Source organism: Streptomyces sp. NRRL F-6492, assembly GCF_001280125.1.
GTDB lineage: Bacteria > Actinomycetota > Actinomycetes > Streptomycetales > Streptomycetaceae > Streptomyces.
This window is the reverse complement of sequence record NZ_LGEG01000229.1, coordinates 40,559-53,458: the sequence shown is the minus strand read 5'-3', so window position 1 is coordinate 53,458 and position 12,900 is coordinate 40,559. Positions and strand designations below refer to the sequence as shown.

At 74.7% G+C, this 12,900-nt stretch carries 14 protein-coding genes and 1 tRNA gene; 9 read left to right on the top strand and 6 right to left on the bottom strand.

Going from position 1 to position 12,900, the window contains the following annotated elements; translation table 11 throughout:
• Window positions 1–20: 20 nt before the first annotated feature.
• The 5 genes from ADL08_RS22515 to lysW form a co-directional block, all read right to left on the bottom strand.
• On the bottom strand, window positions 21–1,115 hold the full coding sequence (locus ADL08_RS22515; RefSeq protein WP_053645793.1) for a M20/M25/M40 family metallo-hydrolase: 1,095 nt from the start codon (window positions 1,113–1,115) through the stop codon (window positions 21–23).
• Window positions 1,112–1,948 (bottom strand): acetylglutamate kinase, encoded by an 837-nt coding sequence (gene argB / locus ADL08_RS22510; RefSeq protein ID WP_053645791.1) that lies wholly within the window; start codon window positions 1,946–1,948, stop codon window positions 1,112–1,114. Before argB ends, ADL08_RS22515 begins: the two co-directional genes overlap by 4 nt.
• A 94-nt stretch (window positions 1,949–2,042) precedes the next feature.
• Complete coding sequence (gene argC / locus ADL08_RS22505; protein WP_053645789.1) at window positions 2,043–3,062, bottom strand: N-acetyl-gamma-glutamyl-phosphate reductase; 1,020 nt, start codon at window positions 3,060–3,062, stop codon at window positions 2,043–2,045.
• Window positions 3,059–4,213 (bottom strand): RimK family alpha-L-glutamate ligase, encoded by a 1,155-nt coding sequence (locus tag ADL08_RS22500; protein ID WP_063885337.1) that lies wholly within the window; start codon window positions 4,211–4,213, stop codon window positions 3,059–3,061. The genes argC and ADL08_RS22500 overlap by 4 nt, the downstream gene beginning before the upstream one ends.
• Complete coding sequence (gene lysW, locus ADL08_RS22495) at window positions 4,206–4,394, bottom strand: lysine biosynthesis protein LysW (protein WP_053645788.1); 189 nt, start codon at window positions 4,392–4,394, stop codon at window positions 4,206–4,208. The genes ADL08_RS22500 and lysW overlap by 8 nt, the downstream gene beginning before the upstream one ends.
• A 144-nt stretch (window positions 4,395–4,538) precedes the next feature.
• Here lysW and ADL08_RS22490 point away from each other — a divergent pair, with 144 nt between their 5' ends.
• The 9 genes from ADL08_RS22490 to ADL08_RS22450 all read left to right on the top strand — a co-directional run bounded on the left by ADL08_RS22490 (window position 4,539) and on the right by ADL08_RS22450 (window position 12,699).
• The gene (locus tag ADL08_RS22490) at window positions 4,539–5,144 is read left to right on the top strand and encodes a hypothetical protein (protein WP_199837064.1); all 606 of its coding nucleotides are present in this window, start codon (window positions 4,539–4,541) and stop codon (window positions 5,142–5,144) included.
• A complete protein-coding gene (locus ADL08_RS22485) occupies window positions 5,141–6,223 on the top strand; it encodes a BtrH N-terminal domain-containing protein (protein ID WP_078968355.1) in 1,083 nt (360 codons plus the stop codon). The genes ADL08_RS22490 and ADL08_RS22485 overlap by 4 nt, the downstream gene beginning before the upstream one ends.
• Window positions 6,224–6,327: 104 nt before the next feature.
• Window positions 6,328–7,623, top strand: coding sequence for a DegT/DnrJ/EryC1/StrS family aminotransferase (locus ADL08_RS22480; protein ID WP_053645786.1), 1,296 nt, complete (start codon window positions 6,328–6,330; stop codon window positions 7,621–7,623).
• Entirely contained in the window at window positions 7,620–8,468 is an 849-nt protein-coding gene (locus tag ADL08_RS22475; RefSeq protein WP_234352231.1) for a transketolase, read from the top strand. The genes ADL08_RS22480 and ADL08_RS22475 overlap by 4 nt, the downstream gene beginning before the upstream one ends.
• Entirely contained in the window at window positions 8,465–9,604 is a 1,140-nt protein-coding gene (locus ADL08_RS22470; RefSeq protein WP_063885336.1) for a transketolase family protein, read from the top strand. The genes ADL08_RS22475 and ADL08_RS22470 overlap by 4 nt, the downstream gene beginning before the upstream one ends.
• Window positions 9,601–9,861 carry an acyl carrier protein gene (locus tag ADL08_RS22465; RefSeq protein WP_053645784.1) on the top strand — a complete coding sequence of 87 codons (261 nt, stop codon included), beginning with the start codon at window positions 9,601–9,603 and terminating at the stop codon, window positions 9,859–9,861. Before ADL08_RS22470 ends, ADL08_RS22465 begins: the two co-directional genes overlap by 4 nt.
• Before the next feature lie 35 nt (window positions 9,862–9,896).
• Window positions 9,897–11,201 (top strand): cytochrome P450, encoded by a 1,305-nt coding sequence (locus ADL08_RS22460; protein ID WP_053645782.1) that lies wholly within the window; start codon window positions 9,897–9,899, stop codon window positions 11,199–11,201.
• Entirely contained in the window at window positions 11,198–11,980 is a 783-nt protein-coding gene (locus tag ADL08_RS22455; RefSeq protein WP_053645780.1) for a thioesterase II family protein, read from the top strand. The genes ADL08_RS22460 and ADL08_RS22455 overlap by 4 nt, the downstream gene beginning before the upstream one ends.
• Window positions 11,977–12,699, top strand: a complete 723-nt coding sequence (locus ADL08_RS22450) for a sulfotransferase family protein (RefSeq protein ID WP_199837063.1) — start codon at window positions 11,977–11,979, stop codon at window positions 12,697–12,699. Before ADL08_RS22455 ends, ADL08_RS22450 begins: the two co-directional genes overlap by 4 nt.
• A gap of 75 nt (window positions 12,700–12,774) precedes the next feature.
• Here the strand turns inward: ADL08_RS22450 and ADL08_RS22445 are convergent.
• A tRNA-Leu gene (locus ADL08_RS22445) sits at window positions 12,775–12,849 on the bottom strand.
• Window positions 12,850–12,900 lie beyond the last annotated feature (51 nt).

Sequence of the window (12,900 nt, the reverse complement as noted above, 5' to 3'; positions counted from 1 at the left end):
CGGGTGGGGTGGGGCGCTCCCTAGGCGTGGACGAGGGCGGTGGCCGGGGCGCGGCGCAGGACGCCGGCCAGGTCGGTCAGGGCCCGGGTGAGGACGTCGACGGACCGGTGGAGGTCGCCGAGGGCGATGTGTTCGTCGTCGGTGTGGTCGAGGTGGGCGTCGCCCGGGCCGTAGGCGACCATCGGAACCGGCCACCGGTCCTCGATGACGTTCATGTCGGAGGTGCCGGCCTTCAGCCGCAGCACCGGGCGTCCGCCGTGCAGCCGGATCGCGTTGCGCAGGGCGCGGGCCACCGGGTCGGAGACGCCGCGGCGGACGGCCGGGACGCGTTCGTCCAGGCGGGCCGCGGCGTGCACGGCCGTGGTGTCGACGAACCGCTGGAAGTCGTCGAAGTCGAACCCGGCGGGCACCCGGCAGGTGATGGAGGCGGTGGCGTCCCGGATGTCGCCGTCGAGCCGGACCAGGGTGGCGGCGGCCGCGTCGAAGGACACGCCCTCGTGCGGGCCGGAGACCCGGCGCATGTAGGCGTCGACGCCCCGCCAGAACGCGGTGGCCGCCTCGACGGCGGTCTCCTCGGGGCTGGAGGTGTGCATGGGCGGCCGGCTCACCTCGTACTCGACGCCGACCCGGCCCTTGTAGCCGAGGCAGACCCCGTCCCAGCCGCTGGGCTCCCCGATGACGACGGCGTCGGGCGCGGGCAGGGTGTCCAGCAGGTGCCGCGCGCCCTGGGAGCCGGGCACCTCCTCGCCGACGGCGCCCGCGACGATGATCCGCAGCCGTGGCTCGGCGGCGGAGGCGCGGACGGCGGCGCAGGTCATGGCGGCGAGCGGTCCCTTGGCGTCGACCGTGCCGCGCCCGTAGAGCAGGTCGCCGACCTGGCAGACCGCGATGTCGCCGGGGACGGTGTCGATGTGTCCCAGGAGCAGCACGGTGGGTCCGTCGACGGGGCCGATCTCCCCGACGGCGTTGCCGACGGCGTCGACCCGGGCCCGCATGCCGAGCCGTTCCATCTGTCCGGCCAGGTAGGCGGAGGCGCGTTCCTCCCGTCCGGAGACGGACGGGATGCCCACGAGTCCGCGCAGCAGGCGTGCGGGGTAGTCGTCGAGCCCGTTCACGCCGGTTCCCGGTGGGCCGTGGCGGGGAGGCGCAATCGGGTGCCCGTGCGGGAGTCCAGCGCCGCGCGGACGGGTTCCGGGCCGTCGCCGGGGGCGATGGAGACCAGGTCCACGCCGCCGGCCAGCGCGTCCGCGGCGGCGCGCAGTTTGTGGCGCATGCGGCCGCGTACGGACGGCGGGAGTTCCGTGCCCGGGCCCGTCTCCAGTTCGGGGAGCACGGTGTCGGGGCGGTCGGGGTCGTCCAGGACGCCGGGGGCGCGGGTGAGCAGGACGAGGGCGGTGGCGCCCAGGGCGGTGGCGACGGCGGCGGCGGCGCGGTCGGCGTCGACGTTGAGCAGCGTGCCGTCCTCGGCCGCGGCGGGCGGGGAGAGGACCGGCAGTTCGCCCGCGTCGAGCAGGGTGCGCAGCAGGGCGGGGTCGACGCGGGCGAGGCGGCCGCTGAGGTCGTCGCGGACGATCCGCGCCCGGCCGTCGGCGTCGTACACGCGCAGCGCGGTCTTGCGGACGGCGGTCAGGATGCCCCCGTCCGCGCCGGACAGTCCGGTGGCGGTGATGCCGCGCCGGCGCAGTCCGCTCAGCAGGGCGGGCTTCACCCGCCCGAGCAGGGCCATGGTCAGCGCGTCGAGGGCCGCCGCGTCGGTGCGCCGGGCACTGGTGCCGTCGGCGGACCGCAGGTGTTCCACGGTGCGGCCGAGCTGGCCGTTCAGCCGGTCGGCCTCCGCTCCGCCGCCGTGGACGAGCACGACGCGCGTGCCCTGCGCGGTGAGTGCGGCGATGTCGTCGAGGACGGCGTCCCCGTCGATGTCGCTGCCCAGTTTCACTACGAGTGTCATTCTGTCCCTCCCTCCTCACATGTCGCTTGTCGCTTGTCTCGTGGGGCTGTTCACGTCGGGTGGTGCGCGGTGGGCCGGTTCACGGCGGCCCGGTTCACACGGGGTGCAGGCCGGGGAATTCGAGGCCGGACCGCTCCGGCAGGCCGGTGGCGAGGTTGGCGCTCTGCACGGCTCCGCCCGCCGCGCCCTTGACGAGGTTGTCGAGGGCCGCGACCGCGACGATCCGGTGGTCGTCGAGGTCGAAGCCGAGGTCGCAGTGGTTGGAGCCGAGCAGTGTGCGCGGTTCCGGCAGCCGGTGCAGGCCCTGGCGCTGGGCGACGAACCGTACGAACGGCTCGTCGGCGTACGCCTTCCGGTAGGCGTCCCAGACCTCGGCGCGGGTGACGGTCCGGCCTGGCCGGACCTGGGCGACGATCTGGACGCCGCGCACGGCGGGGACGGCCGTGACGGTCATCCGGGCGCGTACGCCGGTGTGCTGGGTGATCTCCGGTTCGTGGCGGTGGCCGACGGGCCCGTAGACGCGCAGGGCGGAGGCCCGTTCGGGGTGGTGGCCGGCGGGGCCCGGGGTGTTGCCGGAGCCGCTGGAGCCGGTGCGGGCGTCGACCAGGACGTCGCCGTCCACGAGCGCCGCGTCCGCGAGGGGGCGCAGGGCGAGGATGGCCGCGGTGGCCATGCAGCCCGGCACCGCGATCCGGTCGGCGGTCCGCAGCCGGTCGCGGTAGAGCTCGGGCAGGCCGGGGACGAACGCGGCGGCGCCCGCGGCCCGGGCGGAGGAGCCCGCGCCGTAGTGCCGCCGGACCGCCTCGGGGTCGTGCAGCCGGAAGTCGGGGCTGAGGTCGACCAGGAGCGCGGCCCGCTCGCTCAGTTCGTCGAGCCGGGCGGCGAACTCGCCGTGCGGCAGCGCGCTGAACAGGACGTCGACGCGCTCCGGGCGGGCGGGGTCGGTGAAGGTCAGCTCGCCCGCGCCCCGGAGGTTGGGGTGGGCGGTGTGCAGGGGCTTGCCGGTGTGGCGCCGGGACGTCGCCTGGACCAGGTCGAAGACGGGGTGGCCGAGCAGCAGCCGGGCCAGTTCGCCTCCGACATAGCCGGTGCCTCCGAGGATGCTGGCTCTCATGGGTGGTCGCTCTCCTGACTCGGTACGGGTCCGGCGCCGGGGGCCGCGCCGGGTACGCGGTCCGGCGCGTGGTCCGCGTGAACCGCGCGGTCTATGTGAACCGTGTGGCCGACGTGGTCGACGGGACTGGCGTGGTCGACGTGACTGGCGTGACCGGCACGACCGGCGTGACCGGCACGACCGGCGTGGTCGACGTGACTGGCACAACCGTCGTGACCGGCGTGACCGGTGTGACCCGGGTGGTCCGCGTGTTCCAGTACGTGGTCGGCGAAGGCCTCGGCGATGGCGAGGGCGGTGGCCTCGTCGCCGACCGCCGCGCCCCGGAACTCGACGCCGCTGTTCACCTCGTTGACGAGCAGCCGTCCGTCGTCGCTCTCCAGCAGGTCGACTCCGAGGAGTCCGCCGCCGACGGCCTTGGCGGCCCGCAGGGCGAGGTCCTCCAGCTCGGGGGTGAGCGGGCAGCGGCTGGTGCGGGCGCCCCGCGCGACGTTGCCGATCCAGTGGTCCCCCGTCCGGTGGACGGCGGTCACGGCGCGGTCGCCCGCGACGACGACCCGGATGTCGCGCTGCGGCGTGCGGACGAACTCCTGGGCGTAGACGAGCTGCTGCTGCGGCGAGGGGAGGGCCTCCTTGAGGGCGAGGACGCCCTCGACGGCGTCGATGTCGTTGACCTTGCACAGTCCCCGGCCCCAGGAGCCGTTGACGGGCTTGACCACCGCGGGCAGTCCGATCCGGCGCAGCGCCTCCTCCCCGGCGGCCGGGGTGAGGGCCACGGCCGTGTCGGGGACGGGCAGACCCGCGCCGTGCAGCACCAGGGTGCTGTGGATCTTGCTGTCGCAGACGGCGATGGTCGAGGAGGAGTTGACCACCGGGATGCCGAACGCCTCGCACATGCGGCTGACTTCGAGCCGCCGGGTGCCGGCGAGGGAGCGGTTGCACACCACCCGCCAGGGCGGTGCCGGGTCGCCGATCCGGTAGCTGAGCGTCCGGTCGTCGATCACGGCGACCGCTACGCCGCGCCGCCGGAACGCTTCGAGGAGCAGTTTCTCCTCGAAGCGCACCCGGGAGGCGATCAGCGCGACGGGCCGGCCGTCGTCGCCGGGTCCGATCCCGGCCCCAACCCCGATCCCGGTCCCGGTCAGGTCACTCACCCCAGTCCTCTTCGATCTCGGGGGCCAGCGCGAGGGTGACGGGCCCCACCGCGACGACCTCCAGCTCCACGGAGCAGCCGGCGCACACGACGATCTCGGTGACCTCGGTGTTCGCGGCGAGCTCGACGCCCGCACCACAGTCGGGGCAGGCCGCCCGCTCGGTCATGGTGTCCAGAGACATCACATACTCCCTATCGACTCTTGAAGTATTTTGCCCCATCCAGGCAACTGACTCCATATAAAAGCTACAGACACTTCAAAGTCAAGCGAGACTCTATGTAGACTTCAGGGGTCAGCATCACTCTGTGCGTGGAGGGGGCCCGAAGTGAATCCTCAAGTCATCGAACCGGCCGACACGAGAAGCAGGGAGGCGCGGGAGCACGTCCAACTGCCGCTGCGGCTCACCGAACTGTTCAACAACGTCGCCTTCACCGGTCCGGACACCCTGGGCAACGGACGGCTCAACGTGTGGGGCAACAGCCTGCCCATCGGCACCCTGCCGACCGGCCGGATCCGGGTCTCCGGCGTCGAGTTCGACGTCGCCGCGCCCGACGGCGTCGTACCCGACAACGTGCGCTGCACCGGCCAGCTCGTCCACCTCCCGGACGGCACCGCCGCCGACTGGCTGCACCTGCTCGTCACCTCCGAGCGGCGCTGCGAGGAGACCGTCCACCTGCACTACGCCTCCGGGGCCGTGGATCCCGAGTGGATCCGCGTCTCCGACTTCTGGCCCGCCACCGGGCACTTCGGCGAGGTGCTCGCGGCCCGCTCGGCCGGCATGCACTATCCGCACCACATCCAGCCCGACCTCGGCGGCCAGGTCTGGTCGGTGCGCGTCCCGGCCGTGCGCCGGGAGCCGCTGCGGAGCGTGCGGCTGCCCGACAACGCCGCCCTGCACCTCTTCGCCCTCACCGTGGAGGGAGTCCGATGACCGTCCTCGGCAGCCGCGCCTCCGTCACGGAGGACGTCCCGGGCCCCGTCAGCACCACCCCCACCGGCCCCTACTCGGGCGCGGTGCCGGTGACCTCCTCCCCCGCCTGGTACGACGACCTCTGCAGCTGCCTCCAGGTGGACCTGGTGCACGTGCTGCGGCTCGGCGGCTGGGACCCGCTCCAGGCCCTCGGCAGCGGCTGGCGGCTGCGGGCCGTGCCCGAGGACTGCGAGCCCGTCGAGTTCTTCCACCCGGCCGGGGACGACCTGGCCTCCTCCTTCGGGATCTACCACCCGCTGTCCCTGCGGTGGCACCGGCCCGGCGACGACGCCGAGGCCCACGAGCAGCTGGTCGCCGCGCTCGCCGACGGGATCGTGCCCGTCGTGGCGGTCGACAACTACCACCTGCCGTTCCGCCCGGCCTACCACGACGTGCACGCCGGGCACCTCCTGATGGTGACCGGGTACGACCCGGGCAGCCGTGCCTACCGGGTCCTCGACCCGATGCCGCCCGCCTACCGGGGGCCGCTGCCCCGCGAGGTCCTGGAGCGCAGCCGCTCCTCCGCCAACCCGGACGACGGCAGCGACCCCTTCTTCGCCGGGTCCGGGCCCGCCAGGCGCTGGCTGGAGGTCCGCCGGGAGGGACCGCAGCCGGAGCTGACCTGGTCGTGGCTGCGCACGGCCCTGGAGACCAACGTCCGGTCGCTGCGCGGCGCGGAGGGGGACGGACTGCCGGCCCTCGCCGCCTACTTCGACTCCCTGCCCGCCGCCGTCGCCGCCGAGGGCGCGGCCCCGCTGCTGCGGACGTACCGCATCGGCTGGCCCGCGCAGGCCGAGGCCGGGCTGCACGCCCGGTTCCTCGCCGAGGCCGCCCGGCGCCTGGGCCGCTTCCGGCTCGCCGAGGCCGGCCGGGCCGTGGAGCTGGTCTCGCACTCCTGGACCGGGGTGCGCATCAGCGCGGCCCACGGCGAGGAGAACCCCGGGGAGGCCGCCCGGCAGGTCGTCGAGCACGGCCGCACCCTGCTGCGCGGTTACGAGGCGGCCCTGCACGCGGTCGAGTCCGCGCTGGACCGGCCGTGACCGCCCCGCACCGCGCCGCGACCGGGCCTGACCCGGCCGTGACCGGCGGACGCGCCACGCGCGCACCCAGGACCGAGGGAACCGAGAGAGGCGGAACGACAGGCATGACGGAGCGACCGCAACAGCTCGCGATGGTGGGAGGACCCCGCGCGGTCCCGCCCGGGACCGCCGCGCCCCGGTGGCCGGTGATCACGCGGGACGACGAGGAGGCCGTGGCCCGGGTCCTGGCCAGTGGGCGGCTGACCGCCACGGCCGAGGGCGAGGAGGAGGTGCCGGGCCTGGAGCGGGAGTGGGCCGCCTACACCGGCACCGCGCACTGCGCCGCCGTGGGCTCCGGCACCGCGGCGCTCCAACTGGCCCTCGCCGCCCTCGGCGTGGGCCCGGGCGACGAGGTGGTGGTGCCCTCCCTCTCCATGAACGCCACCGCCCTCGCCGTGCTCCAGCAGGGCGCGCGGCCGGTCTTCGCGGACGTCGACCCCGAGACGTACACCATGGATCCGGAGGCCGTGCGCGCCGTGGCGGGTCCGCGGACCAAGGCGCTGCTCCCGGTCCATCTGCACGGCCTGCCGGCCGACATGGACGCGCTGCGGGCCGTCGCCGACGGGCTCGGCGCCGCGGTCGTGGAGGACGCCGCCCAGTCGCACGGGGCCTCCTACCGGGGCCGGCGCACCGGCGCGCTGGGGACGGTGGGCTGCTTCAGCCTGCACCCCAGCAAGAACCTGCCCAGCTGCGGCGAGGGCGGCCTGCTCACCACCGACGACCCCGAGCTGTACGAACGCGTCCTGCGGCTCCGGCAGTTCGGCGAGGACCCGCGTCCCCGGCACACCCGGAGCTACGTGTCCCACACGCCGGGGTGGAACCACCGCATCGGTCCCGTGGAGGCGGCGTTCGCACGCGGTCAGCTCACCCGCCTCGACGCGTACGGGCGCCGCCGGACGCCCGGGATCCTGGCCTTCCTCGACCGGCTCGCCGCCCTGCCCGGACTGCGGGTCCCCGTGGTGCCCGAGGGCTCCGCGCACGTCTGGCACATCCTGCGGTTCCGGCTGGATCCGGAGGCCCTGGGCCTCGCGCACGGGGACGCCGCCGCGCTGCGCCGGGCCCTGCACCGGGCGCTGCGCGCCGAGGGCGTACCGGTCTCGCGCTACCAGGAGGCGCCGCTGCCGGCGCACCCCGCCTTCGCCCCGTACGTGCCGGCCGGAGCGGACTTCCCGGTCGCCCACGCCGTGCTCACCGACTCGCTGTGCCTCCAGCGGCGCCAGCTCGACCCCGACTCCGGTCCGGTGCTCGCCGCGTACGCCGACGGCTTCGAGAAGGTCTGGCGGAACCTCGACCTGATCCGCCGGATGGTGCGCTCGGCCTCCCCGGCCGGCCGCGAACGGCAGGGGGCGGGTGTCGCGTGACCGCCCCCGTCACCACCGCCGCCTTCGAGCAGCCGCCGTTCCCCGCGACCGTCACCACCGAGGAGGCCGCGCTGCGCATCCGGCGCGGCATCGTCGACATGGCCGCCGGCCGGCAGGGCGCGCACCTGGGCGGCAGCCTGTCCTGCGCGGACGTCATGGCCGTCCTCCACTTCGGGGTGCTCGACCCGTCCCGCGACTCCTTCATCCTGAGCAAGGGCCACGCGGCCCCGGCCCTGTACGCGGCGCTCGCCGCCCGCGGACTGCTCGACGAGGCCGAGCTGAAGGGGTACGCCTCGCCCGGCAGCCGGCTGTTCGGGCACCCCTCCCGCGGCCTGCCCGGCGTCGAGTTCTCGACCGGCTCGCTCGGGCACGGTCTGGCCCTCGGCTGCGGTCTGGCGCTCGCCGGGCAGCTCCGGGGCGACGCCTCGGAGCGGGTCTTCGTCCTGATGGGGGACGGCGAGCTCCAGGAGGGCTCCGTGTGGGAGTCACTGATGTTCGCCGGCCACCGGAAGCTGTCGCGGCTCACCGCGATCGTCGACCGCAACGGTCTGCAGCAGTCCGCCGCCACGGAGGACTCGCTGACCCTGGAGCCGCTGGGCGACCGGCTCCGGTCCTTCGGCTGGGAGGTGCGGGAGACCGACGGCCACGACCACGGCCTCCTGCGCGCCGCGCTCGCCGCCCCCTCCGGGAGCGGCCGGCCGGTCGCCGTGGTGGCCCGTACGGTCAAGGGGCGCGGCGTCCCGTTCATGGAGCGCCGGGTGGCGAGCCACTACGCGACGCTGAACCCGGCGCTGCACCGGCGCGCGCTCGCCGCGCTCCGCGCCGCGGGACAGGTGACCCGATGACCACGACCGAGCCCGCGACCATCGCCACCGCCACCGCCACGACCGAGCCCACGACCACCGCCACGACCGAGCCCACGCCCGCACCCAAGCCCGTCGGCCCCCGCGAGGCGTACCGGGAAGCCCTGGCCGCGCTCGCCGAGCGCGACGAGCGGGTGCTGTGCCTGGACTCCGACATGGGAGGTCTGGACACCTCCTTCGGCGGCCGGTTCCCCGAGCGCTACGTCAGCACCGGCATCGCCGAGGCGAACCTGTTCACCGTCTCGGCGGGGCTCGCGGCCCGCGGGCTGCGTCCCTACGCCCACACCATGGCCACGTTCGCCGCGACCCGCGCCGCCGAGCAGCTCAAGCTCGACGTCGTCGGCACCGGCCTCCCCGTACGGGTGGTGGCCACCCACGCCGGGCTCTCGGCCGCGCACTTCGGCAGCACCCACTACTGCCTGGAGGACCTGGCCGTCACCCGGGCGCTGCACGGGCTGACCGTGGTCGTGCCCGCCGACGCCCGGGAGATCGGCCCCGCCTTGGCGGCGCTGCACGAGCTGGACGGGCCCTCGTACCTCCGGCTCGGCCGGTCGGCGACTCCCCCGGTGCACGCCGGGGACGTCCCGCCGTTCCGGCTCGGCGAGGCCGTCACCCTGCGCGCGGGGAACGACGTCACGCTGGTCGCGTGCGGCCCGCTGCCCGTGCACTTCGCGCTCGTCGCCGCCGACCGGCTCGCCGCGGAGGGGATCGCGGCCCGGGTGCTCCAGATCCACACCCTCGCCCCGTTCGACGAGGCCGCGACGGCGGCCGCGGCGGCCGAGACCGCCGGGATCGTCACGGTCGAGGAGCACCGGCCGCAGGGCGGCCTCGGCGACGCGGTCGCGCAGGTCGTCGCGGCCCACGCCCCCCGGCCCGTGCTGCGGGTCGCGGTGACGGGCCCGCTGCCGGGGCTCGTCGACGACCACACCGGGCTGCTCGCCGCCACGGGGATGAGCCCGGAGGCCGTGCACGCCGCCGCGCTGCGCGTGCTGGGCCTGGCCCCGCCGGCCGCCGCCCGCCCGAAGCCCCCCGCACCGATCCCGTCCACCGCACCGTCCATCGCATCGCCCACCGCACCGACCACCACCGGAACCCCATCGGAAGGCAGGCCCTCATGAGCACGCAGACCACGTCCGCGGGACCGGCGTCGCAGGACTACGTCGCCGACCTGTTCGCCCGGCTCCTCGGCGTCGACGCCCCCGGCCCCGACGACGACTTCTTCGTCCTGGGCGGGACCTCGCTCTCGGCGATGGACCTGATCGCGCTGATCGAGCAGGAGCGCGGAGTGCAGCTGCCCGTCCGCGACTTCTACCGCGGCACGACCGTCGCCGAACTCGCCGCCACCCTCGATCAGCTGTCCGCGGCCTCGGCCTGAACCGGCCGCCAGGCCCCTCCCGGAGGAGACAACAGATGCGCCTTTCGACACCGCCGTTCGCCCCGGCGGACACCGATGTGACGGCCGTGGACTTCCTCGCCTCGACGTACTACACCGAGGGTGACCCGCACGCGCTGTGGACCCACCTGCGGGCCCACGACCCGGTGCACCGCTTCGCCCCGTCCGACGGCCGGGAGCCCTTCTGGGTGGTCACCCGGCACGCGGACGTCAGCCGGGTGCTCAAGGACCACTCGGTCTTCTCCTCCCGGCGCGGGACCATGCTCTGCATCATCGACCTGTCCATGCCGGACATCGCGTCCGACCAGATGATGCCCGACACCGATCCGCCCCGGCACGGCCAGCTGCGCGACCCGCTCAACCGCGTGATGACGCCCCGGGCCGTCGCCGCCCAGGAGGAGACCATCCGGGGCATCGTCCGCGAGATGCTCGAACCGGCTCTGGACGGCGAGGTGTTCGACCTGGCGCAGGCCGCGCTGATGTTCCCCATGGCCTTCACCGGCTCCATGATGGGCCTGCCCCGCGAGACCTGGGACCGGATGTCCCGGCTGACCACGATGACCATCGCCTACGACGACCCCGAGTACATGGAGAAGGCGCCCAAGCCGACCCTGCGCCAGGCGCACCACGAGCTGTTCTCCTTCTTCAGCGACGAGATCGCCCGCCGGGACCGCACGGACCCGGGCGACGACCTGATCGGGATCCTGCTGCGGATGAGCCTGGAGGGCGAGCCGCTCACCGAGCGGCAGATCATGCTCAACTGCTACAGCCTGCTCCTCGGCGCCAACGTGACCACGCCGCACGTGGTCTCCACGACGGCCCTGACCATGGCGGAGCACCCCGACCAGTTCCGGGCCCTCCAGGAGGACCCCGGGCTGCGCGGCACGGCCATGGAGGAGCTGCTGCGCTGGTCGTCGCCCGCCAGCCACTTCATGCGGTACGCGACGGCCGACGTGGAGCTGGGCGGGCGGACGATCCGGGAGGGCGAGCCGGTCAGCGTGTGGCTGGGCTCGGCCAACCGCGACGAGCGCGTCTTCAAGGACCCGTTCACCTTCGACATCGCCCGCCGGCCGAACCGGCACATCGCGTTCGGGGTGGGGCCGCACTACTGCATCGGCTCGGGCCTCGCCCGGATCGCGCTGCGGGTGTTCCTGGACGAGTTCGCCGAGCGGGTCGGGGCGGTGGAGCTCGCCGGCGAGCCCGTCCACCTCGCGTCGAACTTCGTGGCCGGCTTCAAGCACCTGCCGGTACGGCTGACCCCGCGCGCCGGCAAGGCCCCCGCGCGCCCGCTCGCCGCGGCGGGGACGGGAGCGGTCGCATGAGCGTCGCCGTCCCCTCCCCCACGTCGGCGGGCTGGCTGGAGCGCCGGCACCGGACGGCCGGCGGGCCGCCCCGGGTGGCGCTGTACTGCTTCCCGTTCGCGGGGGGCTCCGCCGCCTACTACCACGCCTGGGCCGGGGAGTTCCGGTCCGACGTGGAGCTGGTGCCGGTGCAGCTTCCGGGCCGGGGCACGCTGATGTCCGAGAAGCCGGTCCCGAGCATGGCCGTGGCCGCCGACCTGGCGGCGGCGGCGATCGCCCGCTCGCCCGTCCCCGCCGCGCTGTTCGGCCACAGCATGGGCGCCGTCCTGGCGTTCGAGACGGCGCGCCGACTGGAGCGGCGCGGGCACCCCGTACAGCACCTGTTCGTGTCCGGGCGGCCCTGCCCGACCGAGGTCCGGCCGCCGTCGCCGGTGAGCGGCCTGCCGCGCGAGCGGTTCGTGGACATGCTGCGGGACTACGGGGCGGCGCCGGAGGAGGTCCTCGGGCACGACGAACTCCTCGACGTGCTGCTGCCGATGATCCGGTCGGACTTCCACCTCATCGAGAACTACCGGTACGAGCCCGAGACCGGCTCGCCGCCCCCGCTGACCTGCCCGGTGTCGGCCTGGTGCGGGGACCGGGACCCGGAGGTGCCGCCGGAGCTGATGGCGCGCTGGGGCCTGGAGACGTCGGGGAGCTTCGCCCTGGAGGTGCTCTCCGGCGGTCACTTCTTCCTCACGGAGCACCGGACGCGGATCGTGTCCGCGGTGCACGAGCTGCTGCGGGGGGTGGGGAGGTGAGCGGCCGGCTGGTCGTCCTGTGGAGCGCGCCGCGCTGCCGGTCCACCGTGTTCTCGCGCAGCGTCGCCGCGCGCGGCGACTTCCTCGTCCTGCACGAGCCGTTCTCGCACCTCGCGGACTTCGGCCGGGAGGAGGTCGGGGGCGTGGAGTGCCGTACGGAGGCGGAGGTGATCGAGCGGCTGCTCGAACTGGCCCGTGACCGGCAGGTGTTCGTGAAGGACACCACCGACTTCCGCTATCCGGGGGTGCTGGCGGACGACCGCTTCCTGAGCGGGGCGCGGCACACCTTCATCGTGCGGGACCCGGGCGAGGCGATCGCCTCCCACTACGGGCTCAATCCGGAACTCGGGCGGGACGAGATCGGTTTCGCGTGGCTCCGCGAGATCCACGACCGGGTGCTGGAGGCCACGGGCGCCGCGCCGCCCGTCGTCGACGCGGCGGACCTGGTCGCGGCGCCGGCCGAGACGCTGCGGGCGTACTGCGCGGCGATCGGCGTCCCGTTCCTGGAGCACGCCCTGTCGTGGAGTCCGGGCGGGCTGCCCGGCTGGGAGAAGACGGCCCGCTGGCACAGCGACGCGAGCGGCAGCGGCACGATCAGTGCCGCCGTCTCCAGCCGTCCGCCGCTGGACGTCCCCGGCCATCCGGTGCTCGGCCCGTACTACCGGCACCACCTCCCGCACTACGCGTACCTGCGGGAGCGGCGGCTGCGGGTCGCCTGACGCGACGGACCCGGACACGACGTCGGCCTTCACGATCCACCGGTGGATCGTGAAGGCCGACGTCGTGTCCGAGGGGGCGGGGCGGCCGGATTCGAACCGGCGTCCTCCGAGATGCTGTCGCGGCGCACTACCTCTGTGCTACGGCCCCGCCCTTGTGGATGATCGTAGCCCCCGGCCGGGCCGACCGGAAGGCGATAAAGC